This is a genomic window from Streptomyces sp. JLSY215 (assembly GCF_059682825.1).
Genome location: NZ_CM185022.1, coordinates 2,825,704 through 2,849,348 on the forward strand (window position 1 = coordinate 2,825,704; position 23,645 = coordinate 2,849,348).

General features: G+C 71.1%; 19 protein-coding genes. 11 read left to right on the top strand and 8 right to left on the bottom strand.

Features of this window, described 5'->3' with window-relative positions; all coding sequences use genetic code 11:
* Positions 1-819 precede the first annotated feature (819 nt).
* Complete coding sequence (ppdK, locus tag AC5677_RS12695) at positions 820-3,612, bottom strand: pyruvate, phosphate dikinase (RefSeq protein ID WP_497196600.1); 2,793 nt, start codon at positions 3,610-3,612, stop codon at positions 820-822.
* Between the two features lie 542 nt (positions 3,613-4,154).
* Positions 4,155-5,657: an MFS transporter gene (locus AC5677_RS12700; protein WP_497195143.1), complete on the bottom strand. Its 1,503-nt coding sequence runs from the start codon at positions 5,655-5,657 to the stop codon at positions 4,155-4,157.
* Between the two features lie 101 nt (positions 5,658-5,758).
* Between AC5677_RS12700 and AC5677_RS12705 the strand changes: the two genes are divergently transcribed.
* Positions 5,759-6,694 (top strand): helix-turn-helix transcriptional regulator, encoded by a 936-nt coding sequence (locus tag AC5677_RS12705; protein WP_497195144.1) that lies wholly within the window; start codon positions 5,759-5,761, stop codon positions 6,692-6,694.
* Positions 6,695-6,724: 30 nt separating this feature from the next.
* On the opposite strand, the gene AC5677_RS12710 is transcribed toward AC5677_RS12705, so the two are convergent.
* Positions 6,725-7,300 (bottom strand): MarR family winged helix-turn-helix transcriptional regulator, encoded by a 576-nt coding sequence (locus AC5677_RS12710; protein ID WP_497195145.1) that lies wholly within the window; start codon positions 7,298-7,300, stop codon positions 6,725-6,727.
* 154 nt (positions 7,301-7,454) lie between these two features.
* Positions 7,455-8,591, bottom strand: coding sequence for a tRNA dihydrouridine synthase DusB (gene dusB, locus AC5677_RS12715; RefSeq protein WP_497195146.1), 1,137 nt, complete (start codon positions 8,589-8,591; stop codon positions 7,455-7,457).
* Between the two features lie 64 nt (positions 8,592-8,655).
* On the opposite strand from dusB, the gene AC5677_RS12720 reads away from it, so the two are divergent.
* Complete coding sequence (locus tag AC5677_RS12720; protein ID WP_497195147.1) at positions 8,656-10,119, top strand: MFS transporter; 1,464 nt, start codon at positions 8,656-8,658, stop codon at positions 10,117-10,119.
* A 173-nt stretch (positions 10,120-10,292) separates the two neighbouring features.
* Here the strand turns inward: AC5677_RS12720 and AC5677_RS12725 are convergent, their stop codons facing one another.
* Positions 10,293-11,186 (bottom strand): helix-turn-helix transcriptional regulator, encoded by an 894-nt coding sequence (locus AC5677_RS12725; RefSeq protein WP_497196601.1) that lies wholly within the window; start codon positions 11,184-11,186, stop codon positions 10,293-10,295.
* A 134-nt stretch (positions 11,187-11,320) separates the two neighbouring features.
* On the opposite strand from AC5677_RS12725, the gene AC5677_RS12730 reads away from it, so the two are divergent.
* From AC5677_RS12730 to AC5677_RS12750, 5 genes are all read left to right on the top strand, one after another.
* A complete protein-coding gene (locus AC5677_RS12730) occupies positions 11,321-12,775 on the top strand; it encodes an MFS transporter (protein ID WP_497195148.1) in 1,455 nt (484 codons plus the stop codon).
* Positions 12,776-12,931: 156 nt separating this feature from the next.
* Positions 12,932-13,936 (top strand): aldo/keto reductase, encoded by a 1,005-nt coding sequence (locus tag AC5677_RS12735; protein ID WP_497195149.1) that lies wholly within the window; start codon positions 12,932-12,934, stop codon positions 13,934-13,936.
* A gap of 279 nt (positions 13,937-14,215) precedes the next feature.
* Entirely contained in the window at positions 14,216-14,806 is a 591-nt protein-coding gene (locus AC5677_RS12740) for a TetR/AcrR family transcriptional regulator (protein WP_497195150.1), read from the top strand.
* A gap of 114 nt (positions 14,807-14,920) precedes the next feature.
* Positions 14,921-15,490, top strand: a complete 570-nt coding sequence (locus AC5677_RS12745) for a YwqG family protein (protein ID WP_497195151.1) — start codon at positions 14,921-14,923, stop codon at positions 15,488-15,490.
* A 306-nt stretch (positions 15,491-15,796) separates the two neighbouring features.
* Positions 15,797-16,519, top strand: coding sequence for a hypothetical protein (locus tag AC5677_RS12750; protein WP_497195152.1), 723 nt, complete (start codon positions 15,797-15,799; stop codon positions 16,517-16,519).
* A gap of 34 nt (positions 16,520-16,553) precedes the next feature.
* On the opposite strand, the gene AC5677_RS12755 is transcribed toward AC5677_RS12750, so the two are convergent.
* Both AC5677_RS12755 and AC5677_RS12760 read right to left on the bottom strand, forming a co-directional pair.
* Positions 16,554-17,192: a response regulator gene (locus AC5677_RS12755; protein WP_497196602.1), complete on the bottom strand. Its 639-nt coding sequence runs from the start codon at positions 17,190-17,192 to the stop codon at positions 16,554-16,556.
* A gap of 8 nt (positions 17,193-17,200) precedes the next feature.
* Entirely contained in the window at positions 17,201-18,427 is a 1,227-nt protein-coding gene (locus tag AC5677_RS12760; protein WP_497195153.1) for a sensor histidine kinase, read from the bottom strand.
* 176 nt (positions 18,428-18,603) lie between these two features.
* On the opposite strand from AC5677_RS12760, the gene AC5677_RS12765 reads away from it, so the two are divergent.
* Positions 18,604-19,044 (top strand): hypothetical protein, encoded by a 441-nt coding sequence (locus AC5677_RS12765; RefSeq protein WP_497195154.1) that lies wholly within the window; start codon positions 18,604-18,606, stop codon positions 19,042-19,044.
* Positions 19,045-19,307: 263 nt separating this feature from the next.
* Here AC5677_RS12765 and AC5677_RS12770 read toward each other — a convergent pair whose 3' ends face one another.
* Positions 19,308-20,690, bottom strand: coding sequence for a glycine--tRNA ligase (locus AC5677_RS12770; protein WP_497195155.1), 1,383 nt, complete (start codon positions 20,688-20,690; stop codon positions 19,308-19,310).
* A gap of 210 nt (positions 20,691-20,900) precedes the next feature.
* Between AC5677_RS12770 and AC5677_RS12775 the strand changes: the two genes are divergently transcribed.
* From AC5677_RS12775 to AC5677_RS12785, 3 genes are read left to right on the top strand one after another with little or no spacing between them, the layout of a single operon-like run.
* Positions 20,901-21,866, top strand: a complete 966-nt coding sequence (locus tag AC5677_RS12775; RefSeq protein ID WP_497195156.1) for a metal ABC transporter substrate-binding protein — start codon at positions 20,901-20,903, stop codon at positions 21,864-21,866.
* Entirely contained in the window at positions 21,863-22,657 is a 795-nt protein-coding gene (locus AC5677_RS12780) for a metal ABC transporter ATP-binding protein (RefSeq protein ID WP_497195157.1), read from the top strand. Before AC5677_RS12775 ends, AC5677_RS12780 begins: the two co-directional genes overlap by 4 nt.
* On the top strand, positions 22,657-23,553 hold the full coding sequence (locus AC5677_RS12785; protein ID WP_497195158.1) for a metal ABC transporter permease: 897 nt from the start codon (positions 22,657-22,659) through the stop codon (positions 23,551-23,553). The genes AC5677_RS12780 and AC5677_RS12785 overlap by 1 nt, the downstream gene beginning before the upstream one ends.
* Positions 23,554-23,645: the final 92 nt, after the last annotated feature.

The window sequence follows — 23,645 nt, forward strand, 5'->3', positions numbered from 1 at the left end:
AAAACGGTCTCCCACAGCGCGTCCGGGCGTGCGGCAATGCGCACCCGAGCCAGGTCGAGTCCACTGAAATGGACGCGTAACACCGAACCCCCACCTTGCTTTCCTCGGTTGACCCCCCGGTACGCCCTGAGTATGCACGCCAACACGCGCGGTCACCATGCCCTTTTGGCCAGAGTTGAAAAGTGTCGCGCGACCCGGCGGGCGAACGGAATGCTGTACTCAATTCGACGGCACTGCGAACGGAACGGATTGCTCGATCCCGTGGGGGGTGATGGGCAAATAACCGTCCGCTCAGCGGCCCGTTGAAGAGCCGCCATCCCACGCCGACAGGGACGGCGGCAGCTCCCGAGGGGGGAGCCCGGAGAAAGAGTGAGGGCGGTACCTCCGCACAGGTACCGCCCTTGCCCCGTTGGCCTGCTCCGGCCCGCGGTCGGCCGGCGGGCGCGCGAGGCACTGCTCGCGCCTGCGTGAGGGGACTCGGCGAGGCGGACGGCCCACTCGTCCGCGGTGGCGAACGCGACGCGAGGGCGAACGCGACGCGAGGGCGAACGCGACGCGAGGGCGAACGCGACGCGAGGGCGAACGCGACGCGAGGGCGAACGCGAGACGGCGGCGGGGGCGGAGAGCGCGAGGCGGATCGCCGGACCACGGCGCGGAAAGGGGTGAGGGCGGCACCTCCGCACAAGGTGCCGCCCTCATTGGGGTGCCGGAGCCGACAGCCGGGCGGCTGAGGGTTTTGGGTACCCGGCGGGGCCGGCTCCGGTGGTGTAGCGGGGTGGGGTGCCGCGGACGTTGGGGCGTCCGCGGCACCCTCGGGGGTCAGCGGCTGTCGCTGCCCTGGGACTCGGCCGCCGCGCGGCCCGCCTCCAGTCGTGCGACCGGGATGCGGAACGGGGAGCAGGAGACGTAGTCCAGGCCGACCTCGTGGAAGAAGTGGACCGACTCCGGGTCGCCGCCGTGCTCGCCGCAGACGCCGAGCTTGAGGTCCGGGCGGGTGGCCCGGCCGGCCGCGGCGGCGTTGCGGACGAGCGCGCCCACGCCGTCCTTGTCGATGGTCTCGAACGGGCTGACGCCGAAGATGCCCTTCTCCAGGTACGCGGTGAAGAAGCTGGCCTCGACGTCGTCGCGGGAGAAGCCCCAGACCGTCTGCGTGAGGTCGTTCGTACCGAAGGAGAAGAAGTCGGCCGACTCGGCGATCTGGCCGGCCGTCAGGGCGGCGCGGGGCAGCTCGATCATCGTGCCGAGGGTGAGCGAGAGGCTGACGCCGGAGGCCTTCTCGACCTCGGCGATGACCTGCTCGGCCTCCTCGCGGACGATCTCCAGCTCCTGGACCGTACCGACCAGCGGGATCATGATCTCGGCGCGCGGGTCGCCGCCCGCCTTCTTGCGGTCGGCCGACGCCTCGGCGATCGCCCGTACCTGCATGGCGAACAGGCCGGGGATGACCAGGCCGAGGCGGACGCCGCGCAGACCCAGCATCGGGTTCTGCTCGTGCAGCTTGTGCACGGCCTGGAGGAGGCGCAGGTCGTTCTCGTTGGCGTCCTTGCGGGCCTCGGCGAGCGCGACCCGGACCGACAGCTCGGTGATGTCGGGGAGGAACTCGTGCAGCGGCGGGTCCAGCAGCCGCACCGTCACCGGCAGCCCGTCCATCGCCTCGAACAGCTCGGTGAAGTCGGCCCGCTGGAGCGGCAGCAGCTCGGCGAGCGCGGCGTCCCGGTCGGCCTCGGTGTCGGCCAGGATGAGGCGCTCGACCATCTCGCGGCGCTCACCGAGGAACATGTGCTCGGTGCGGCACAGGCCGATGCCCTGGGCGCCGAACCGGCGGGCGCGGGCGGCGTCCTCGGCGTTGTCGGCGTTGGTGCGGACGAGCAGGCGGCGCTGCGAGTCCGCGTACGTCATCAGGCGGTGCACGGAACGTACGAGCTCGTCCGAGCCCTCCGCCTCGGCGTCGACCTTGCCCTCGAAGTACTCGACGACCGGGGACGGCACGACCGGCACCTCGCCGGCGTAGACCTTGCCGGTGGAGCCGTCGATGGAGACGATGTCGCCCTCCTCGATGACGGTCCCTTCGCGGGTCGTCATCCGGCGCGACTTGGTGTCGACCTCCAGCTCCTCGGCGCCGCAGACACAGGTCTTGCCCATGCCGCGGGCGACGACGGCGGCGTGCGAGGTCTTGCCGCCGCGGGAGGTGAGGATGCCCTCGGCGGCGATCATGCCGTTGAGGTCGTCCGGGTTGGTCTCGCGGCGGATCAGGATGACCTTCTCGCCGGAACGGGACCACTTGACGGCGGTGTACGAGTCGAAGACGGCCTTGCCGACCGCCGCGCCCGGGGAGGCGGCGATGCCGCGGCCGATCGTGGTGGACTTCGCGTCCAGGTCGAAGCGGGGGAACATCAGCTGCGCCAGCTGCCCGCCGCTGACCCGCTGGAGGGCCTCGGCCTCGTCGATCAGGCCCTGGTCGACGAGCTGGGTGGCGATGCGGAAGGCGGCACCGGCGGTGCGCTTGCCGACCCGGGTCTGCAGCATCCACAGCTTGCCGCGCTCGATGGTGAACTCGATGTCGCACAGGTCCTTGTAGTGCGTTTCGAGCGTCTCCATGATCTGCATCAGCTGGTCGTAGGAGGCCTTGTCGATCCCCTCCAGGTCAGCGAGCGGGACCGTGTTGCGGATACCGGCGACGACGTCCTCGCCCTGCGCGTTCTGCAGGTAGTCGCCGTAGACGCCCTGGTGGCCGCTGGCGGGGTCGCGGGTGAAGGCGACGCCGGTGCCCGAGTCGGGGCCGAGGTTGCCGAAGACCATGGAGCAGACGTTGACGGCCGTGCCGAGGTCGCCCGGGATGCGCTCCTGGCGGCGGTACAGCTTCGCCCGGTCGGTGTTCCACGAGTCGAAGACCGCGCGCACCGCGAGGTCCATCTGCTCGCGCGGCTCCTGCGGGAAGTCGCGGCCGGTCTCCTTGGCGACGATGTCCTTGAAGTGCGCGACGAGGCTCTGCAGGTCGACCGCGTCCAGATCGACGTCGACGACGACGCCCTTGGCGCGCTTGGCCTCCTCGAGTGCCTCCTCGAAGAGCTCGCCGTCCACGCCCAGCACGGTCCTGCCGAACATCTGGATGAGGCGGCGGTAGGAGTCCCACGCGAACCGCTCGTCACCGGCCTGCGCGGCAAGGCCGGAAACCGATGCATCGGAGAGGCCGATGTTGAGGACGGTGTCCATCATGCCGGGCATGGAGAACTTCGCACCGGAACGCACCGATACCAGCAGCGGGTCGTCGGCCTGGCCGAGCTTCTTGCCCATCTGCCGCTCAAGCGCATCGAGGTGCTCGGAGACCTCGGCACGCAGTGCCGCGGGCTCGGAGCCGCTCTCGAGGTAGACCTTGCAGGCCTCAGTGGTGATCGTGAAGCCGGGAGGGACGGGAAGTCCCAGGTTGGTCATCTCCGCGAGGTTGGCGCCCTTGCCACCGAGGAGGTCCTTGAGGTCCCTGTTGCCTTCGGTGAAGTCATAGACGAACTTCACCGACGCCGACACGGACGCGGACTGGGTTACGTGGGGATCTTGTGTTTCCGGCACGGGACTGGCTCCTCGCCGACGGGCTGCCCTGACGGCGAGGAACATACCCAGATCGAAGGCGTATGGGTACGTCCACTTGGTCGACATACGTGCGTAACCGGGTGTCGACCAGCGGATCGAAAGTGATCTTGACTCCTGACCTAACTTCATTACCTGAACGCATCATTCCGCTACGCAGTCAGGAAGGGGCCATTCCGTTACTCATTGCAACTATTCACTTGATCGGTCGAACTCAATAAGCGTGGCACCCAGTGCCATCATTGGAGAGATGGAGTCGGACACAGAACGCTCATGTGAGCGGGCCCCCTATCAGGGGTGGCGAGAATCACGCGCTCATGTGTGAAGCGGTTCCATCATTTGGACCCTCTTCGGCTAAATGATCAAGGATTGCCGTCGCCTCGACTCCACCTCGGCGCCACCTCGATACGGTCGGTTCTCCGCTGCCGCGAGATGCGAGCGTCGGGATCCGGCCATTCGTTCGAGCCGACGGGAAGCCCGCTCGGGCCCTCCGGCTTCGTATACGGTGCGGCGGCCCGTTCCGCGCCGCGTTCCTCGCCGCGTTCCCCGCCGCGGGCGCCGCGGCCGCCTCAGGCGCGTCGGCGCAGCAGCGGCACCACGGCCAGTGCACTGACCAGCGCCCCGGCCGCGATGGGCAGCGCGGTCGCACAGAGGGCCTGCCCGGACGGCGCCCGCTCGGCCGTCGCCAGGAACACGCTGCCGTATGCCGCGACGCCGACCAACTGGGCGATCTGCGGCACGGTCGTGAGCACCCCGCCGGCGTCGGAGGCATCGGCGGGATCGATCCCGGACAGGGCGAGGGTCAGCAGCGGGCTAGTGGTGTAGCCCATGCCGAGGCCGACGACCAGTTGCAGGGCGGGGAGCGCGACGCCGCCCGCGGTCCCGGTCCGCATGACGAGGGCGATGCCCAGATAGCCGGCCGCGCCGAGCACCCAGGCCGCGGCGATCATCGCCCGGTGGCCGCGGGCGGGCAGCTTCTGCCAGGTGAGGCTGCCGACGGCGACGCCGACGGCCAGCGGGGCGAAGGTCAGGCCGGCGCGGGTCGCGGACTCGCCGAGCCCCGACTGCAGATGCTGGGAGAAGGAGAAGAGGAAGCCCGCGTAGCCGGCCATGCCGAAGAAGAGCGAGGCGGCGCCCCACACCAGGGGCCGTGACCGCAGTATCCGGCCGGGCACCAGCGGTGCGCCGCCCCGGCGCGCGACCGCCCGTTCGACCAGCACGAACACCCCGAACACGGGGGCCGCGGCGGCCAGGCAGAGCCGCGCCCACAGCGGCCAGTGCCGCTCATGGCCGAGGACCAGCGGTACGACCAGCAGGAGCAGCGCCGCGGTCAGCGTGAGCACGCCGGGCAGGTCCAGGCCCTTGGGCGACGCGGCCACCTCGCGGGGCAGCAGGCGCGCCGCGGCGGCCAGCAGCGCCAGACCGACCGGCACATTGATCAGGAAGACCGGTCGCCAGCCGGTGCCCCACAGGTCCGCGCTGACCAGCAGCCCGCCGGCCACCTGGCCGACCACGACGGCAAGCGCGACCACCGCCGCGTACAGGCTCAACGCCCGTGCCCTGGCGGCCCCTTGGAACGTCAGCTGGATCAGGCTGTAGATCTGCGGGATCATCAGCCCCGCGCCGAGTCCCTGCACCACACGGGCGCCGATCAGGACCCCCGCCCCGGGCGCCAGGCCGCAGGCGAAGGAGGCTGCGGTGAATACGGTGAGGCCGGTCAGGAATATCGCCCGGTATCCGTTGCGGGCGCCGAGCCGGGCTCCCGTAATCAGCAGCGCGGCATAGGAAATCGTATAGCCGGAGACGATCAACTGCAGTGCGGATCCGGTGGTGTGGAGATCGGCCCGCATGGCGGGAGTGGCGACATTGACGATCGTCGAGTCCAGCAGGGCCATGAATACCGCGCCGAGAACGACGAGGAGGACGCCGTTGGTGTTGCGGGATCCGAGCGGCCGTTTGCCTATGGTGGAGTGAAGGTGATCGGGCGTGGGAATGCGGCCGGGTGCGGAGTTTTCACCGGGTGCGGGAATGCGGCCGGATACGGGAATCCGGCCGTGTGTCGTTTCGCTCATGACGGCGATCATCGCGACCCGCCCATGGGGGTACCAGTATCCGGCGATCCTGGTACCGGCGGTATCTGGCACCGCGTCACGGCCTCCCGCAAGATGGTCCGGTGCCGACCACCTCACCGACCACCAGCCGTACCGCCGCCGCCCGTTCCGCGGCCGCCGCATCCTCGCGGCGCGGCGAACTCGCCGCGTTCCTGCGGCTGCGCCGGGAGCGCATCGCGCCCGCGGACGTGGGCCTGCCCGCCGGGCCGCGGCGCCGTACGCCGGGGCTGCGGCGCGAGGAGGTCGCCGAGCGTGCCGGGGTCGGGGTGGCCTGGTACACCTGGCTCGAACAGGGGCGGGCGATCAACCCGAGCGTCCAGGTGCTCGACGCCATCGCCCGCGCGCTGCTGCTCGATCCGGCGGAGCGCGACCATCTGCACCGCCTCGCGGCCGTCCCCGGAACCGCCCCGGCCCCTTCCGCGCACCAGCCGCCGCAGGGGGCGCTGCCACCCGAGGCGGGGACCATTCTGGATGCGCTGACGCCATTGCCGGCGAGCATGGTATGCGCCCGCTACAACGTCCTCGCATTCAATGACGCCTACGCCGCGCTCGATCCCCGTATGGCGGTTCGGCCGCCGTCGGAACGCAATGTGCTGTGGCGCCTCTTCACCGCGGATGCACAATCCCAGCCGCTGGTGGACTGGGAGCGCGAGCTCGCTTTCATGGTCGGCCATTTGCGGGGGGAATTCGGGCGGCGGCTGGGCGACCCGCACTGGCGGGCGTACATACGGAAACTCTCCGATGCCAGCCCGCTGTTCGCGAAATTGTGGGCCCGGCACGAGGTATCCACGCCGACCACGCACGTCAAGACGTTCCGGACGGTGTACGGCGGCGAAGTCACCATTACCGCGACCGGCTTCACGACTACCGTGGCCCCCGGCACCAAAATGTGGATCTATACGCCGGCGGACGAGAAAGCGGTCCGCACGATCGATGAACTCCTGTGCCGATTCCGGGAGATCGGGGCGGCGGGGATGGTGGCCGAGGCCGCCCGGTGACACCGCGGCACCGGAGAGCGGCGACCGCCGTCAGCCCTTCGGCCGGCGTCCGCTGCGCCGCGGGTGGGGGTCCTGGCCGTTCAGCAGCTCCAGCCGCCGGTGCTCGCCGTGCGTCTCGACCTGCACGACGACGCGGCGCAGCAGATCCGCCAGGCTCAGCACCTCGTCGTCGCTCAGCGGGTCGGTGACAAAGCCTTCCTCCGCGTTGAACTGCGGGAAGACATCCTTCATCAGCGCCTCGCCCGCGGGGGTCAGCGCGAGCAGCGCGAGCCGTCCGTCCGTCGGGTGGGTGCTGCGCGCCATCAGGCCGCGGCCCTGGAGCGTACGGGCGACGCCGGTGAGCGTGCCCTTGGAGATCCCGGCCTCCTCGGCCACCCGGCGGGTCTCCATCTCGCCCCAGATCCACACCACCCACAGCACGACGAAGGAGGTCCAGGTCAGCTCGACCCCGCGCAGTACGGAGTTCTCGAAGTGCTGCCGTACGGTGGCCGCGGCGCGGTAGATGTTGGCCACCGCGGCCATCTGCTTGTGCCGGACGGGGGTGTCGCCGAGCTTGGCCTCGACGGCCTGCTCCGTGTCCCCGATGGAACGGTGACCGCTGACCACGGCATCTCCCTCGATCGCGCCCGGTCCCCGGTGGGGACCCGTACGGGCTCCATCGATATCGCGGCCGGGGCCGCGCGGGCCGGATCACCCGCCCGATGTCACCCGGCGGATGTCATGCCTCGGCCGTCGTGCGGCGAATGCCCCGCGGCGGAGGTCAGCCGCCGGACGTGTCCAGCTCCGCGTCCTCGCTGACGCCGGCGCAGTCGTAGGGGTCCTTGAGCCAGCCGTCCGGCAGCACGACCCGGTTGTTGCCGGAGGTGCGGCCGCGGGGGCCGTCCGCGCCCTGCGGCCAGGGCTGGTCGAGGTCGAGCGCGCCGAGGCCGTCCTCGAGCTCGGCCAGCGAGCCCGTCATGGCCAGCCGCTTGCGCATATCGGAGCCGACCGCAAAACCTTTCAGGTACCAGGCGACGTGCTTGCGGAAATCGATGACGCCGCGTTTCTCGTCGCCGATCCATTCGCCCAGGAGCGTGGCGTGCCGCAGCATGACGGCGGCGACCTCGCGCAGGCCGGGCGCCTTGGGTGCGCCGGTGCCCTCGAAGGCGGCCACCAGGTCACCGAAGAGCCAGGGGCGGCCGAGGCAGCCGCGGCCGACGACCACGCCGTCGCAGCCGGTCTCGCGCATCATCCGGAGGGCGTCGTCGGCGGACCAGATGTCGCCGTTGCCGAGCACCGGGATCTCCGGGACATGCTCCTTCAGCCTGGCGATGGCCTCCCAGTCGGCGGTGCCGCCGTAGTGCTGGGCGGCGGTCCGGCCGTGCAGGGCGATGGCGGTGACGCCTTCCTCGACGGCGATCCGGCCGGCGTCGAGGAAGGTGATGTGGTCGTCGTCGATGCCCTTGCGCATCTTCATCGTGACGGGCAGGTCGCCGGCGCCGGTGACCGCCTCGCGCAGGATGGCGCGCAGCAGATTGCGCTTGTACGGGAGCGCGGAGCCGCCGCCCTTGCGGGTGACCTTGGGGACCGGGCAGCCGAAGTTCAGATCGATGTGGTCGGCCAGGTCCTCTTCCGCGATCATGCGGACGGCCTTGCCGACGGTGGCCGGGTCGACGCCGTACAGCTGGATCGAGCGCGGCTTCTCGGTCTCGTCGAAGTGGATCAGCTGCATGGTCTTCTCGTTGCGCTCGACCAGCGCCCGGGTCGTGATCATCTCGCTGACGAACAGGCCCTTGCCGCCGGAGAACTCCCGGCACAGCGTCCGGAACGGGGCATTGGTGATCCCGGCCATCGGCGCGAGCACCACGGGGGGCTGCACTGTATGCGGACCGATTCGCAGCGAAGTCATGGAGCCCATTGTCCCGCACCGCTCGGGTGCCCCTGCCAGGGCCGTAGGTCCCGGATCGTTGTAGCGTTCAACCATGGCCGAGCTCAGCCACCGACGACGTCTGCTCGTGCTGGCGATCTGCTGTATGAGCCTGCTGATCGTCAGCCTCGACAACACCGTCCTCAATGTCGCCCTGCCGTCCATGCAGCACGAGCTGGGGGCCTCGGTCTCCGGTATGCAGTGGACGATCGACGCGTACACGCTGGTCCTGGCGTCGCTGCTGATGCTGTCCGGGTCGACCGCGGACCGGCTCGGGCGGCGGCGGATCTTCCTGGTCGGGCTGGTGGTCTTCTCGATGGGTTCGCTGCTGTGCAGTGTGGCGCCCGGCCTGGAGTGGCTGGTGGCGTTCCGGATGGTGCAGGCGGTGGGCGGCTCGATGCTCAATCCCGTCGCGATGTCGATCATCACCAATACGTTCACCGAGCCGCGCGAGCGGGCGCGGGCCATCGGGGTGTGGGGCGGGGTCGTCGGCATCAGCATGGCGGCCGGGCCGGTGATCGGCGGGCTGCTGGTGCAGTCCGTCGGCTGGCGCTCGATCTTCTGGATAAACGTTCCGATCGGCGCCCTCGCGGTCTTCCTCACCCTGCGCCACGTCCCCGAATCGCGCGCCCCCAAGCCGCGCCGCGTCGACCCCGTGGGTCAGCTGCTGGTGATCGCCGTGCTGGGCTCGCTGACGTACGCGATCATCGAGGCCCCGGAGGCGGGCTGGACGTCACCGGAGATCCTGGCGTTCGTGCTGGTGGCGCTGGGCTCGCTGGCGGCCCTGGTCGGGTATGAGCGCCGGCGCCGCGAACCCCTTATCGACCTGCGGTTCTTCCACAGCGCGCCGTTCAGCGGGGCCACCGTCGTGGCGGTCTGCGCCTTTGCCTCGCTCGCCGGCTTCCTCTTCATCAACACCCTGTATCTGCAGAATGTGCGCGGGCTGTCCGCCCTGGATGCCGGGCTGTACATGATCCCGATGGCCGGGATGACGGGGATCTTCGCGCCGCTGTCGGGGCGGCTGGTCGGCGCCCGCGGGCCCCGGCTCCCGCTGTTGCTGGCGGGGACGCTGATGGGGGCGAGCGGGGTGCTCTTCGCGGCGTTCGACGCGCAGGCGACGACGGCGCTGCTGTTCACCGGGTATGTGCTGTTCGGCATCGGGTTCGGGCTGGTCAATGCGCCGATCACCAACACCGCGGTGTCCGGGATGCCGCGCACCCAGGCCGGGGTGGCGGCCGCGGTCGCCTCGACCAGCCGCCAGGTGGGGCAGTCGCTGGGCGTCGCGGTGATCGGCGCCGTACTGGCGGGCGGGGCGCGGGCCGGGGCCACCGGAGCCGACTTCCTGGCGGCCGGGCGTCCGGCCTGGTGGATCATCGCCGGGTGCGGTGCGGCCATCCTGCTGCTGGGCGCGCTGACGACCGGGCGGTGGGCGCTGCGGACGGCGCGGCACACGGCGGAGCTGTTCGAGGAAGAGCCGCCGCGGGGCGGACATCCGACGGCGAGTGCGGGGGCCCGGTAGCCGGGCGCCGCATACGGGGCGCCCGGAACTCCCCCGGCTCCGCCGGACCGGCTTGCCGCGCGGTCTCCGCGGCTGAGGGCTCCCGTTCCCGAGGGCTCTTCGTCCCCGAGGGGCCCCATTCCCGAGGACTCCCCTCCCCAAGGGCTCTCCGTTCCCGAGGGGCCCCCGGCCGCTCAGGCGTCGCCGGGCGCCAGCTTCTCCAGCTGTTCGAGGCGCTCGTGCGTCATGTCGTCGACCGGGGCGTAGGTCAGCACCCTCGGCCCGGGGTTGGGCCCCGTCCACAGGCTGCTGGCGGTGAGCTGCAGGATCCCCACTTGAGGATGCCGGATGACCTTGATGGCGCTCACCGGGCGGACCACCTCGTGCTGCGCCCAGATCTCGCGGAACTCGGACGACGCCTCCGTCAGCCGCGCGACCAGCGCCTTCCAGGCCGGTTCCGCGACATGCTCGGCCATCGCCGCCCGGAACTTGGCGGCCATCACCCGCTTCGAGACCTCCAGATCGACCACTCGCGCCTGCCATTCGGCGTTGGTGAACGCCAGCCACATGCAGTTGCGGTCCTCTTCGGGCAGTGCGTCGAAGTCGCACATCAGCCGCCCGTAGGTGCTGTTGCAGGCGAGGACGTCGAACCGGCTGTTCTGGACGACCGCCGGGAACGGGGCGAGCTGGTCCAGGACCTGCCGCAGCGCGCGCGGCACTCCCGTGCACTCGGTGCCGGGCAGCGGGTCGATGGCCCCGGCGAGCGCGAAGAGGTGGCTGCGCTCGGCGCGGTCCAGCAGCAGCGCGCGGGCCACCGCGTCCAGAACCTGGGGCGACACATGGATGTCCCGGGCCTGTTCGAGCCAGGTGTACCAGGTCACGCCGACCGCGCCGAGGTGGGCGACCTCCTCGCGGCGGAGCCCGGGGGTGCGGCGGCGGGGGCCCCGCGGCAGGCCGACCTGTTCGGGGGTGATCCGCTCCCGCCGGCTGCGCAGGAAGGCAGCCAGTTCGGCCCGGCGGGCGGCGTCGTCGCGCGGGCGGACGCCCTGTGGCGGGGCGGTGGCACGGTGGGGTGTGGCAGCCTGCATCGGGGCCGTATCGACGGTCACGCTTCCGCTCATGCCTCCAGCGTGCCGCAGGCCCCAGCCCGTTGCCAGGTAGCGTCGATACCAGGATAAGAACACTCTGGTACCCCCCTGAGCGGTCGACGATCGTCGACGTCGTGAGCGATACCCGAGTTCAGACCACCACCCCCGCAGCCCCACCCACGGCTGCCCGGAACCGGTCGGCGGCCACCCCGCTGCTGACCCCGACCGGCCTGCTGACCGTCCTCCTGGGCGCGGCCCTGCCGATGATCGACTTCTTCATCGTCAATGTCGCGCTGCCGACCATCGACCGCGATCTGCACGCGGGTCCCGCGCTGCTGGAGATGGTGGTGGCGGGCTACGGCGTCGCCTACGCCATGCTGCTGGTCCTCGGCGGCCGGCTCGGCGACATGATCGGCCGCCGCCGGCTGTTCCTGTGGGGGCTGGCCGCCTTCGGGCTGACCTCGCTCGCCTGTGGGCTGGCCCCGGACGCCTGGACGCTGGTGGCCGCCCGGGTGGCCCAGGGCGCCGCGTCGGCGCTGCTGCTGCCGCAGGTGCTGGCCACCATCCAGGCCACGACCACCGGCAAGCGCCGCGCCAGGGCCGTCAGCCTGTACGGCGGGACGGCGGGCGTGTCCAGCGCGCTGGGTCAGGTGCTCGGCGGGCTGCTGGTCTCCGCCGACCTCGCGGGCAGCGGCTGGCGCGCGGTGTTCCTGGTGAACGTCCCGATCGCGGCCGTCGCCTGGCTGCTGGCCGCCCGTACGGTCCCCGAGACCCGCTCCCCGCATCCGAGCCGGGTCGACGGCCCCGGTACCGCGCTGCTCGCCGCGACCCTGATCACCCTGCTGCTGCCGCTGACCGAGGGCCGTGCGGCCGGCTGGCCGCTGTGGTCGTGGCTCCTCCTGGCCGTCTTCCCCTTCGCCGCCACGGCGTTCGTCCTCGTCGAGCGCCGGGCCGAACGCTCCGGCCGCACCCCGCTCGTGCCGCCGTCCCTGCTGCGCATCCCGTCGGTCCGCAGCGGTCTGGCCATGATCGTCCCGTTCTCGATCGGCTTCGGCGGCTTCATGTTCGTGGTGGCCGTGGCTCTCCAGACCGGCCTGCACTACGGCCCGTTCGCGGCCGGCCTGTCCCTCGTTCCGCTCTGCCTCACCTACTTCCTCGCCTCGCTCGCCGGTCCGCGGCTGGTGCAGCGCTTCGGGCGGCGCGTGGTGATCGCCGGTTCGATGATCCAGGGCGCCGGGCTGATCACCCTGGCGCTGACCGTGCACGCGGGCTGGCCCGGCATTTCGGTGGCCGGGCTCGCGCCGAGCATGGCGGTGCTGGGACTGGGCCAGGGCATGGTGCTGCCGACCTTGATGCGCATCGTGCTGAGCGAGCTGCCGGCGGCGCAGGCGGGCGTGGGCGGCGGCGTCATGGTCACCACCCAGCAGTCCGGTCTCGCCCTGGGCGTGGCCACCCTCGGCACGCTCTTCCTCGCACTGCTGCCGTCGGCCGGCATCCGCGATGCGCTGCTCGCCGCGCTGCTGACGCAGCTGGCGATCGTCGTGGGCACGACCGCGCTCGCGCTGCGGCTGCCGCGCACGCTCCGCTGACCTGCGGGAACACGACGAGCGAAGGCCGACTCACAGATGACGACTGACAGATATTGAAATCTGTCAGTCGTCATGCGAGAGTGAAGGCACCGGCCGGCCGATGCCTTTGCTTCGACCGCCGCCCGTCCCCTCCCGCCACCCCTCCAGGAGCCCGCCGTGCAGACCCGCACCCTCGGCACCACCGGCCCGCAGACCTCCGCCCTCGGCCTCGGCTGCATGGGCATGTCCGCCCTCTACGGCGACGCCGACCGCGCCGAATCCATCGCCACGATCCATGCCGCCCTCGAAGCGGGCATCACCCTGCTCGACACCGGCGACTTCTACGGCATGGGCCATAACGAACTCCTTCTCAACGAAGCGCTCAGGACGGCTCCCGCCGCCGCCCGCGAAAACGCCCTGACCAGCGTCAAGTTCGGCGCCCTGCGCACGGTCGAAGGCGACTTCACCGGCTACGACGGCCGGCCGAACGCGGTGAAGAACTTCGCCGCGTACTCCCTCCAGCGCCTGGGCCGCGACCACATCGACATCTACCGCATCGCCCGGATCGATCCGGACGTCCCGGTGGAGGAGACCGTCGGCGCCATCGCCGAGCTGGTCGAGGCCGGACACGTCCGCCATATCGGCCTCTCCGAGGTCGGCGCCGAGACCCTGCGCCGGGCCGCCGCCGTCGCCCCGATCTCCGACCTCCAGATCGAGTACTCCCTCATCTCCCGCGGCATCGAGGACGCCATCCTGCCCACCGCCCGCGAGCTGGGCATCGGCATCACGGCGTACGGCGTCCTCTCCCGCGGCCTGATCAGCGGCCACTTCACCCGCGACCGCAAGCTCGCCGCCAACGACTTCCGCGGCATGTCGCCGCGCTTCCAGGGCGAGAACCTCTCGCGCAACCTCGACCTGGTGGATGCGCTCCGCAAGATCGCGGAGCAGAAGGGCATCTCGGTCGCGCAGACCGCGATCGCCTGGGTCCTCTCGCGCGGCGAGGACATCGTCCCGCTGGTCGGCGCCCGCCGCCGCGACCGCCTGACCGAGGCGCTCGGCGCCGCGGACGTCACGCTGGACGCCGACGACCTGGCCGCCATCGAGCGCGCGGTCCCGGCCGGCGCCGCCGCGGGCGAGCGCTATCCGGCCGCACAGATGGCCCACCTGGACAGCGAGCACTGACGGGCGGCGGGCACCGGGGAGGGCCCGGCGCAGGGCCCGGCGCGCAGAAGGGCGGTCCCCGTCCCCGGGCGGCGGGCGCCCTCGGTCCCGGGGCGGCGGGCGGCCCCGCCGGTTACCGGCCCGCCAGGTACGGTCCGTACTGTCCGGCGCGGCGCCCGGCCAGCGTGGTCCGCCACCTGGTGCGCCCGCACCGGGTGCCGGCACCCGCCGGACCTCACGTTCCCGTCCGTCCTCACCGTCCGTCCTCCCGCCCGCTCTCCCGAAAGGCCGGCCCGCCCCATGGCCCCCGAGACACTGACCCCCGAGCGCATCCTCGAAGCCACCGAGGAGGTGCTGCGCCGCTACGGCCCGGCCAAGGCCACGGTCGTGGACGTGGCGCGCGCCCTGGGGGTGAGCCATGGCAGCGTCTACCGCCACTTCCGCACCAAGGCGGCGCTGCGGGAAGCGGTCACGGCGCGCTGGCTGGACCGTACGAGCCAGGAGCTGTCCACCATCGTCACGGACGAGGGCCCGGCCGACGACCGGCTGCGCCGCTGGCTGGCCGCGCTCTTCGAGGCCAAGCGGCACAAGGCCGGCGACGACCCCGAACTCTTCGCCACCTACATGGCGTTGATCGGCGAGAGCGGCGGCGTGGTCGACCGCCATGTCACCGATCTCGAATCCCAGCTGGCCACCATCATCGAAGCCGGCGTCTCACAGGGCGCCTTCCACACCCCTTCCCCCGCCACCGCCGCGCGCGCCGTCTTCTCCGCCACCGGCCGCTTCCACGACCCCTGCTACGCCGCCGAATGGTCCCGCCCGGAGATCACCGCCGACTTCGATGCCGTACGCGATCTGGTGCTGCGGGGGTTGGGGGCCGAGGAGAAGTGACCACCACCCGGCATTGTCAGTGCCGACGGCTGGCGTCAGCGGTGAGATTCACGCGTCCGCAGTGAGATTCAGGCGTCCGCAGCGACGCCATCCGTAGCAGCGCCAGGAGCCGCCATGTCCCAGCCCGTTCCGCTCACCTTCGTCGCCGCCGACGGGCCGGTCGGCGAGGCCGTCACCAAGATCGGCGGGCAGCCGGTGTGGCAGGAGGATCCGCAGTGGCCGCTCTCCCGGGAGACCGGTAGGCCGATGCAGTTCCTGGGGCAGTTCGCGGTCGACGGCGGTCGGCTGGCCTATCTGTTCATGAGCTCCGACGAAGAGGACCACGTCGACGGCACCTGGGAGCCCGAGGGCGGCGAGAACGCACTGCTGATCCAGCCGGGCGGCCGCATACCGGATTTCCTGACCGTCCGGGCACAGGCCGAGGGGCCGACGGCCGGGCCGGACCATCTGCCGGAGAGCGGCCCGGAGAAGACCGGTGACGGGGATGCTTTCCAGTTCCTCGGCGGTCCCGGTGCCGAGCCGAACTGGCTCCAGGGCGAGGAGGAGCCGGGCGAGGGCTGGCAGCTGGTGGTCCAGCTGACCGACGGGGAGCCGTTCCACCCCAACTTCGGCGACTGCGGTGTCGGCTATGCGTTTGTGTCACCGGACGGCAAGCAGGGCCGCTTCCTCTGGCAGTGCTCCTGAGGATGCGGCACGGCGTTCCCGAGCACACAAAGCACTCGGAGCACCCGGAGCACCCGGAGCACCCGGAGCACCCGGAGCACCCGGAGCACTCAACACATCGCACATCAAAGAGAGTTGGTGCCATGTGATGCCATGTGACCGAAAGGCGGGAAATCCGGCCGTCCGCCGACCGCCCCGCCCTCCGCCCCACCCGGCCCGCCGCTCCATCCCCGTGCGCCCACGTACCTCCCGTCGCCACAATGACCACGGACGTGCCCCGGGTCCGGACGGCGGCGAGCGGGGTGCGCAGACCGGAGGAGGCACCGTATGGCCCCGTCAACAGCCGCTGTGACCCGCGACAGCCTGCGGGTGAAGGTCGTCGTGCAGCGGGTCCGGATGGGCGGTACGGAATACCGTGTGATCCGGCCGGCCAAGCCGTTCACGAAGGGGGCGCTCTACGCGCGTGACGACTCGTACGACCTGTACGTGGACCGGGCCGACGGCCGCCGCATCGGCACCCTTTTCCTGCTCGCCGCGCGGTCCCCGCACTCGTTGGTCCATCTGCCGATGCGCGCCACCGCTCCGGAGCCCTGGTTCGGCTGGGACATGGACGAGAAGCCGGTCGATCTCGTACTGGCCCACCGGGCGGTGCAGTTCCGGCCGTCCCGCTGGAAGCGGCTGCGCGAGCACATCACGGCGGGGAAGACGCCCCGGGAGCTGAGCACCGCGAGCGTGCCCGAGCGGGACCTCCCCGACCTCGCGTCGTCCTACGAGACGCCGGACGACCCGAAGAAGGCGCGGGCGGCCCTGCTCCGGCAGCATGTGTACGCCGAGACGCTGTTCCTGACGGGCGGCGCAGCGGGATTCCGGGAGGCGGCCCGGGAGATCTTCGCCGTCACGAAGGACGGTCCGCCCGCCGCCGCCGACCCCCACTACATCCACGGCGGCTGCCACTACCACGTCTGCCGGTGCCTCTACGACTTTCCGGATCTGGAGGAGAACGACTGGCAGCAGATCCATGTGGAGTTCAATCCGCGCTGGTCGAGGTGACCGGTCCGGCGGCAGCGGCCGCCGGACCGGGCGCCTACGCCGCCACCCCCAGGAACCGCAACACCGCCAGCACCCGCCGGTGGTTCGCATCCGCCTTCGGCAGGTCCAGCTTCGCCAGGATGTTGTTGATGTGTTTGGCCACCGCGCTCTCGCTCACCACCAGCTGCGCGGCGATCCCCGCGTTCGACCGGCCCTCGGCCATCAGGGCCAGGACGTCACGTTCGCGGGCGGTGAGGCGTTCGAGGGGATCGCTGGCGCGCCGTACCAGCAGCTGGGCCACGACCTGCGGGTCCAGGGCCGTACCGCCGTCCGCCACCCGCCGCAGCGCCTCGATGAACTCCTCGACGTCCGCAACCCGCTGTTTGAGGAGATAGCCCACCCCACTGGTGTTCGTGGCGAGCAGGTCGGCGGCGTAGCGCTCCTCGACGTACTGGGACAGCAGCAGCACCGCCGTGGACGGCCACTGCTGACGGATCGACAGGGCGGCCCGCACTCCCTCGTCCGTGAAGCCGGGCGGCATCCGGACATCGACCACCGCGATGTCCGGCCGATGCTCCTCGACCGCCACCAGCAGCCCCTGCGCCTCGCCCACCTCCGCCGCGACTTCGAAACCGGCCATTTCCAGCACCTTGACCAGCCCGATCCGCAGCAGGACGGAGTCCTCGGCGATCACGGCACGCCTCACATCGGGCACGGCAGCTCCACGCTCATCATGGTCGGGCCCCCCACGGGGCTGCTCATCCGGAATGTTCCGTCCACGGACCGCACGCGCTGGGCAAGCCCCGTCAGGCCGCTCCCCTTGGACGGATCGGCCCCGCCCATACCGTCATCGGCGATCACCACCCGCAGTATCCCGCCGAGCCGGGTGACCGTCACATCCGCCCTGGTCGCCTGCGGCGCGTGCTTGGCGATATTCGTCAGCGCCTCGGAGACAACGAAGTACGCGACCGCCTCGACGGCCGGCGTCGCCCGACGTGGCAGCTCCGGCGGCAGATCCACCCGCAGCCGTACGGGCAGCGGCGCGCGGGCCGCGAGTCCGGAGAGCGCCGCGTCCAGCCCCAGCTCGTCGAGGACGGCGGGGTGCAGCCCCCGCACCAGGCTGCTCAGCTCCTCGATCGCCTCCTTCGCCTCGCGGTGCGCGGTGTCGATGACCTCCCGCGCCTCCGGCGGCAGATCCGTGAGCGTGGCCTTGGCCAGCCCCAGGTTCAGGGCCAGCGACACCAGTCGCTGCTGCGCCCCGTCGTGCAGATCGCGTTCGATGCGCCGCCGTTCGGCGTCCGCCGCGTCCACCGCCCCGGCGCGGCTCTCGGTGAGGTCGGCCACCCGCCGCACCAGGTCCGCGCTCGGGTCGGGCCCCAGCAGATCGGGGCCGAGGCGCGTCTCGAGGCGCACCAGGGCCGCGGCGAGGGCGGGCACGACGGCGAGCGCGGCGAGGCCGGCGAGGGTGACGTAGAACGCCTGGGTGGCGTAGCCGGGGTGTTCGACCCGCCAGGTCCAGGGCGCCGCCCACATCCATATGTACACCGTGGCGGCGGCCAGGCCCGCCAGCAGCAGGGACAGCAGCAGCACTTCGAGCCCGCCGAGCAGCGTCCCGGCCAGGCAGTGGTAACCGAACTGCCGCTGCGGCCGCCGCAGTCCCGGACGGGGGATGTCGATCCCGAGCAGCTGCCGGAAGCGCCAGCGCTGGGCGGCGGTCAGTGCGGGCACGGAGAGCGGCGTCAGCACCACGGTGAAGCCCAGGACCACCGGCACGCTCGCGTCGTTCCCCTCGATGATCTCCCATACGAGGCCGAAGATCACGAACAGCAGGAACCCGATGAGCAGGTGCAGCGGCGCCCCTAGGGCGAGGAAGGCCGTATCGCGGGTCAGGCGGGTGAACGCGCGCCGCAGCCGGGGCGGGATTTTCATGATCCAACCGTAGGCGGCGGGCGCCGCGGGCCGCCATGAAGGTCGCTTCCGTACGAGGGGTGTAGCTAGTGCCACCCCAAGTCGGACAGCGGTGTTACTGACCGCGACCGGCGAAAACCGGAGTCTTGATCACGAGCCCGACGACCGGGTTCCAGACACCGGAAGAGACCCCTGCCATGACCCTCATCGCCTTCAACTCCCCTGCGGACGACGGTCGTTACGCGACGCCGCCGATGGCCTGCCACAGGCCCGCACGGGTCGGCGGCGCCCGCCGGTGGCAGGGCCGCATCCTGGCGGGCGCCGGTCTCGCCCTGCTCCCCTGGCTCGGCTACCTCGCCGGTACGCTGCCGCCCTCCGAGGCGGCCGCCTGGGTCGCCCTCGACGCGCTGGAGGCCGCCGCCCTGCTCACCGCCGGCACCCGCCTGCTGCGCGGCGGCCTGCGCCACCGCGCGCCCGCGGCCGCCGCGGCCGTCCTCCTCCTCGCCGACGCCTGTATCGACCTCGCCACCGCCGCCCCCGGCCCGGAACTGGGCACCGCCATAGCCATGGCCGTCGCGGCCGAACTCCCCCTGGCGGCCCTGTGCGCGTGGCTCGCGGCGGGGCGGTCGCGGGGGTAGTGGGGGCGGGGAGCTGGGGGCGGGGGCGGGGGCGGGCGCCCTTAGGGGGTGGCCGAACACATCCCGTAGGGGGCGCGAGGCCCCCCTGCGGGGCCACAACATGGCGGGCGGGAACGGTATTCCCCCACACAAACGGGAACGGTATTCCCCACACAAAAGCGCCGGCCGGGCCCGGAAGAATCCGGGCCCGGCCGACGCCTGAGGTCACCGAGCGGGAGCGCCGCGCGCCGGCGGCCGCGGCGCCCCGCGAGCAACTGGAGGAACTAGCAGCCGAGCAGACGCCCGCCCAGGTACGACTGGATCTGGTCCAGGCTGACCCGCTCCTGCTTCATCGTGTCGCGCTCGCGCACCGTGACGGCGTTGTCGTCGAGGGTGTCGAAGTCGACGGTGACGCAGAACGGCGTGCCGATCTCGTCCTGACGGCGGTAGCGGCGGCCGATGGCGCCCGCGTCGTCGAAGTCGATGTTCCAGTTCTTGCGCAGGTCGGCGGCGAGCCCCTTGGCCTTCGGGGAGAGCTCCGGGTTGCGCGACAGCGGCAGGACCGCGACCTTGACCGGCGCCAGACGCGGGTCGAGGCGCATGACCGTGCGCTTCTCCATCTTGCCCTTGGCGTTGGGGGCCTCGTCCTCGGTGTACGCGTCGAGCATGAAGGCGAGCATCGCGCGGTTCACACCGGCCGCGGGCTCGATGACGTACGGGGTGTAGCGCTCGCCGGCCTCCTGGTCGAAGTAGGAGAGGTCCTGGCCGGAGGCCTTGGAGTGCGCGGTGAGGTCGAAGTCCGTGCGGTTGGCCACGCCCTCCAGCTCGGAGAACTCGGTGCCGCCGAAGTTGAAGCGGTACTCGATGTCAGCGGTCCGCTTGGAGTAGTGGGACAGCTTCTCGGCCGGGTGCTCGTACCAGCGGATGTTCTCCTCGCGGATACCGAGGTCGCGGTACCAGTTCCACCGCTGCTCCATCCAGTATTCCTGCCACTGGTCGTCCTCACCCGGCTTGACGAAGAACTCCATCTCCATCTGCTCGAACTCGCGGGTGCGGAAGATGAAGTTGCCCGGCGTGATCTCGTTCCGGAACGACTTGCCCATCTGCGCGATGCCGAACGGCGGCTTCTTGCGCGAGGTCTGCTGGACCTGGGCGAAGTTGGTGAAGATGCCCTGGGCGGTCTCGGGGCGCAGGTAGGCGACCGAGGCGGTGTCCTGGGACGGGCCGAGGTGGGTGGAGAGCAGACCGGAGAACTGCTTGGGCTCGGTGAAGCCGCCCTTGTTGCCGCAGTGCGGGCAGTTGATGTCGGCGAGGCCGTTCGCGGGCAGCTTGCCGTGCTTGGCCTCGTACGCCTCCTCCAGGTGGTCGGCGCGGAAGCGCTTGTGGCAGGAGGTGCACTCGGTGAGCGGGTCGGTGAAGGTGGCGACGTGGCCGGACGCCTGCCAGACCTCGGGGGCCAGGATCACGGAGGAGTCGATACCGACGACGTCTTCGCGCGAGGTGACCATGGCGCGCCACCACTGGCGCTTGATGTTTTCCTTGAGCTCGACGCCCAGCGGACCGTAGTCCCAGGCAGCCCGGGAGCCGCCGTAGATCTCACTGCAGGGGTATACGAAGCCACGGCGCTTGCTCAGGCTGACGATGGTATCGATCTTGTCGGCGGCCACGGTGCTCTCTTCATTACGACGACGAACGATGAATAGGGCGGCGCCCAGCGCCTCCGCGAGGGGTGGGGTCGGGAGGCGGACGGACGAATAGCTCAGGGTACCGGCGGCCGTACCCCCCGGATCAAATCGGTTCCGGGGCGTTGTCGGGCCGCTCACACCCGCCCCCGACGCTGTTGACAATCGTTTCCACTTTTGTTGAAAATGACTGTCATGAACATACGCCGTCAGATATCGCTCGCCGCGGTCGCCGGAGCCACGGCGCTCGGCCTGCTGGCCCTCTCCTCCTGCTCCACCGCCGGCAGCGGCCGCACCGACGACGGCAGGCTGCGGGTGACGGCGTCCTTCTACCCCATGCAGTTCCTCGCCGAGCAGATCGGCGGCAAGCACGTCGAGGTGTCCAACCTCACCAAGCCGGGTGTCGAGCCGCACGACCTGGAGCTCACCCCGAAGCAGACCGCCCAGCTGGGCGAGTCCGGCGCGGTCGTCTACCTCAAGGGCCTGCAGCCCGCCGTGGACGAAGCGATCAAGCAGTCCGGCGTCAAGAACGTCGCCGACGCGGCCTCCCTCACCCGCCTGGAAGAACACGGCAACGAGGTCGACGGCCACCACCACACCACGGGCGACAACCACAGCGGCCACTCCGGCGAAGAGGGCGGCACCGACCCGCACATCTGGCTCGACCCGGTGAAGTTCGCCGAGGTCGCCAAGGGCGTCGGCAAGACGCTCGCCAAGGCCGACCCGGACCACAAGGCCGACTACGCCAAGAACACCGACGCCCTGGTGGCGAAGCTGAACGGGCTGAACAAGGAATTCCGGGACGGCCTGAAGAACAAGGCGTCCGACACCTTCATCACCACCCACGCGGCCTTCGGCTATCTCGCCGAGCGCTACGGGCTGACCGAGGATGCCATCAGCGGCCTCGACCCCGAGTCCGAGCCCAGCGCCCACCGCATCAAGGACCTGCACACCCTCGCCGCCAGGCACCACGTCTCGACGGTCTTCTTCGAGACCATCGCCAATCCGGCCACGGCCCGGGCGCTGGCCGGCGATCTGCATCTGAAGACCGATGTCCTCGACCCGCTCGAGGGGATCACGGGCAAGTCGCGCGGCAAGGACTACTTCGGCGTGCAGCGGGCCAACCTCGCCGCCCTCCAGAAGGCACTCGGCAGCAAATGACGGAGGTCATCGTGAACGAGCCGCTCCCGCCGCAGGTCATCGACCTGCGCGCCGCCACCGCCTCGCTGGGCGCCCGCCCCGTGCTGCGCGGCGTCGACCTGACCGTGCGGTCCGGCGAGGTCGTCGCGCTGCTCGGCGCCAACGGCTCCGGCAAGTCGACCGCCGTGCGTTCCGTCATCGGCCAGGTCCCGCTCACCGGCGGCGAGCTGTCCCTCTTCGGTACGGAATTCCGCCGCTTCAAGGACTGGGCCCGCATCGGCTACGTCCCCCAGCGCACCACCGCCTCCAGCGGCGTCCCCGCCACCGTCCGCGAGGTCGTCACGGCCGGCCGGCTGGCCCGTACGAAGCTGGGCATCCTGCGCAGGGCCGACCGGGCCGCCGTCCACCACGCCCTGGAGCTGGTGGGCATGGCGGACCGTGCCAAGGACTCCGTCAACGCGCTCTCCGGCGGGCAGCACCAGCGGGTGCTGATAGCCCGCGCCCTGGCGGGCGAACCGGAACTGCTGATCATGGACGAGCCGATGGCCGGCGTGGACCTCGCCAGCCAGGAGGTACTGGCGAGCGCACTGCGCGAACAGGTCGCCCGCGGCACCACCGTCCTTCTCGTCCTGCACGAGCTGGGCCCGCTGGAGCCGCTGATCGACCGCGCGGTGGTGCTGCGCGACGGCTGCGTCGTCCACGACGGCCCGCCGCCGGAGGCCGTGGGCCAGCACGCGCTGCCCGGCCATGACCATGTCCACCCGCACGCCGACCCGGCCGCGGAACCGATCCGGACGGGGCTGCTGACCTGATGGAAATCCTCGACTACGCCTTCATGCAGCGGGCCCTGCTGGCCGCCCTGATCGTCGGCGTCACGGCACCCGCCATCGGCATCTACCTCGTCCAGCGCCGCCAGGCCCTGATGGGCGACGGCATCGGCCATGTCGCCCTCACCGGCGTCGGCCTCGGCTTCCTGCTCAACACCAGCCCGGTCTGGGTCGCCACGCTGGTCGCCGTCGCCGGCTCGGTCGTCATGGAGCTGATCCGCTGGTACGGCAAGACCCGCGGCGACCTCGCGCTGGCCATGCTGTTCTACGGCGGTATGGCGGGCGGCGTGATGCTGATGAACCTCTCCGACGCGGGCTCCAACGCCAACCTCAGCACCTACCTCTTCGGTTCGATCACCACGGTCTCGCCGCAGGACATGACCACGATCTGTGTGCTCGCCGCCCTGGTCCTGGCGATCACCATCGGGCTGCGCCGCCAGCTGTTCGCGGTCTGCCAGGACGAGGAGTTCGCCCGTGTGACAGGCCTGCCGGTGCGGCTGCTGAACCTCCTGGTCGCCGTCACCGCCGCGGTCACCGTCACCGTCGCCATGCGCGTCGTCGGCCTGCTGCTGGTCAGCGCCCTGATGGTCATCCCGGTCGCGGCCGCCCAGCAGATCAGCCGCAGCTTCGCGGTGACCTTCGCGGCCGCCCTCGGGATCGGCGTCACGGTCACCCTCACCGGCACCGCCACCTCGTACTACGTGGACGTCCCGTCCGGCGCGACCATCGTCCTCTTCGCGATCGGCCTCTTCGTGATCTTCACGGCCCTCGCCGCGCCGCTGGCAAAAAAGCGCGCCAGGACTGCCACGAGTACGGGCAAGGGGTGCACCCTGGAGGTACCCGGCAGCCGCACCTCTGCCACAGACGACGTCAGCGTGTGACGGAGCGATCCACGGGACACCGAGGTCCCCAGCTGTACGAGATCCGTAGCTTTAGGTGTAAGCGTCCACCCAAGGTTCCAGGCATCACCTGG

Bases quoted from the DNA above. Each gene is read 5' to 3' on its own strand.
- AC5677_RS12760 (WP_497195153.1), bottom strand. From the start codon at position 18,427: ATGAAAATCCCGCCCCGGCTGCGGCGCGCGTTCACCCGCCTGACCCGC.
- dusB (WP_497195146.1), bottom strand. From the start codon at position 8,591: ATGGGCTCCATGACTTCGCTGCGAATCGGTCCGCATACAGTGCAGCCC.
- AC5677_RS12765 (WP_497195154.1), top strand. From the start codon at position 18,604: ATGACCCTCATCGCCTTCAACTCCCCTGCGGACGACGGTCGTTACGCG.
- AC5677_RS12700 (WP_497195143.1), bottom strand. From the start codon at position 5,657: ATGAGCGAAACGACACACGGCCGGATTCCCGTATCCGGCCGCATTCCC.
- AC5677_RS12775 (WP_497195156.1), top strand. From the start codon at position 20,901: ATGAACATACGCCGTCAGATATCGCTCGCCGCGGTCGCCGGAGCCACG.
- AC5677_RS12785 (WP_497195158.1), top strand. From the start codon at position 22,657: ATGGAAATCCTCGACTACGCCTTCATGCAGCGGGCCCTGCTGGCCGCC.
- ppdK (WP_497196600.1), bottom strand. From the start codon at position 3,612: ATGTTCCTCGCCGTCAGGGCAGCCCGTCGGCGAGGAGCCAGTCCCGTG.
- AC5677_RS12745 (WP_497195151.1), top strand. From the start codon at position 14,921: ATGTCCCAGCCCGTTCCGCTCACCTTCGTCGCCGCCGACGGGCCGGTC.
- AC5677_RS12725 (WP_497196601.1), bottom strand. From the start codon at position 11,186: ATGCAGGCTGCCACACCCCACCGTGCCACCGCCCCGCCACAGGGCGTC.
- AC5677_RS12780 (WP_497195157.1), top strand. From the start codon at position 21,863: ATGACGGAGGTCATCGTGAACGAGCCGCTCCCGCCGCAGGTCATCGAC.
- AC5677_RS12720 (WP_497195147.1), top strand. From the start codon at position 8,656: ATGGCCGAGCTCAGCCACCGACGACGTCTGCTCGTGCTGGCGATCTGC.
- AC5677_RS12740 (WP_497195150.1), top strand. From the start codon at position 14,216: ATGGCCCCCGAGACACTGACCCCCGAGCGCATCCTCGAAGCCACCGAG.
- AC5677_RS12750 (WP_497195152.1), top strand. From the start codon at position 15,797: ATGGCCCCGTCAACAGCCGCTGTGACCCGCGACAGCCTGCGGGTGAAG.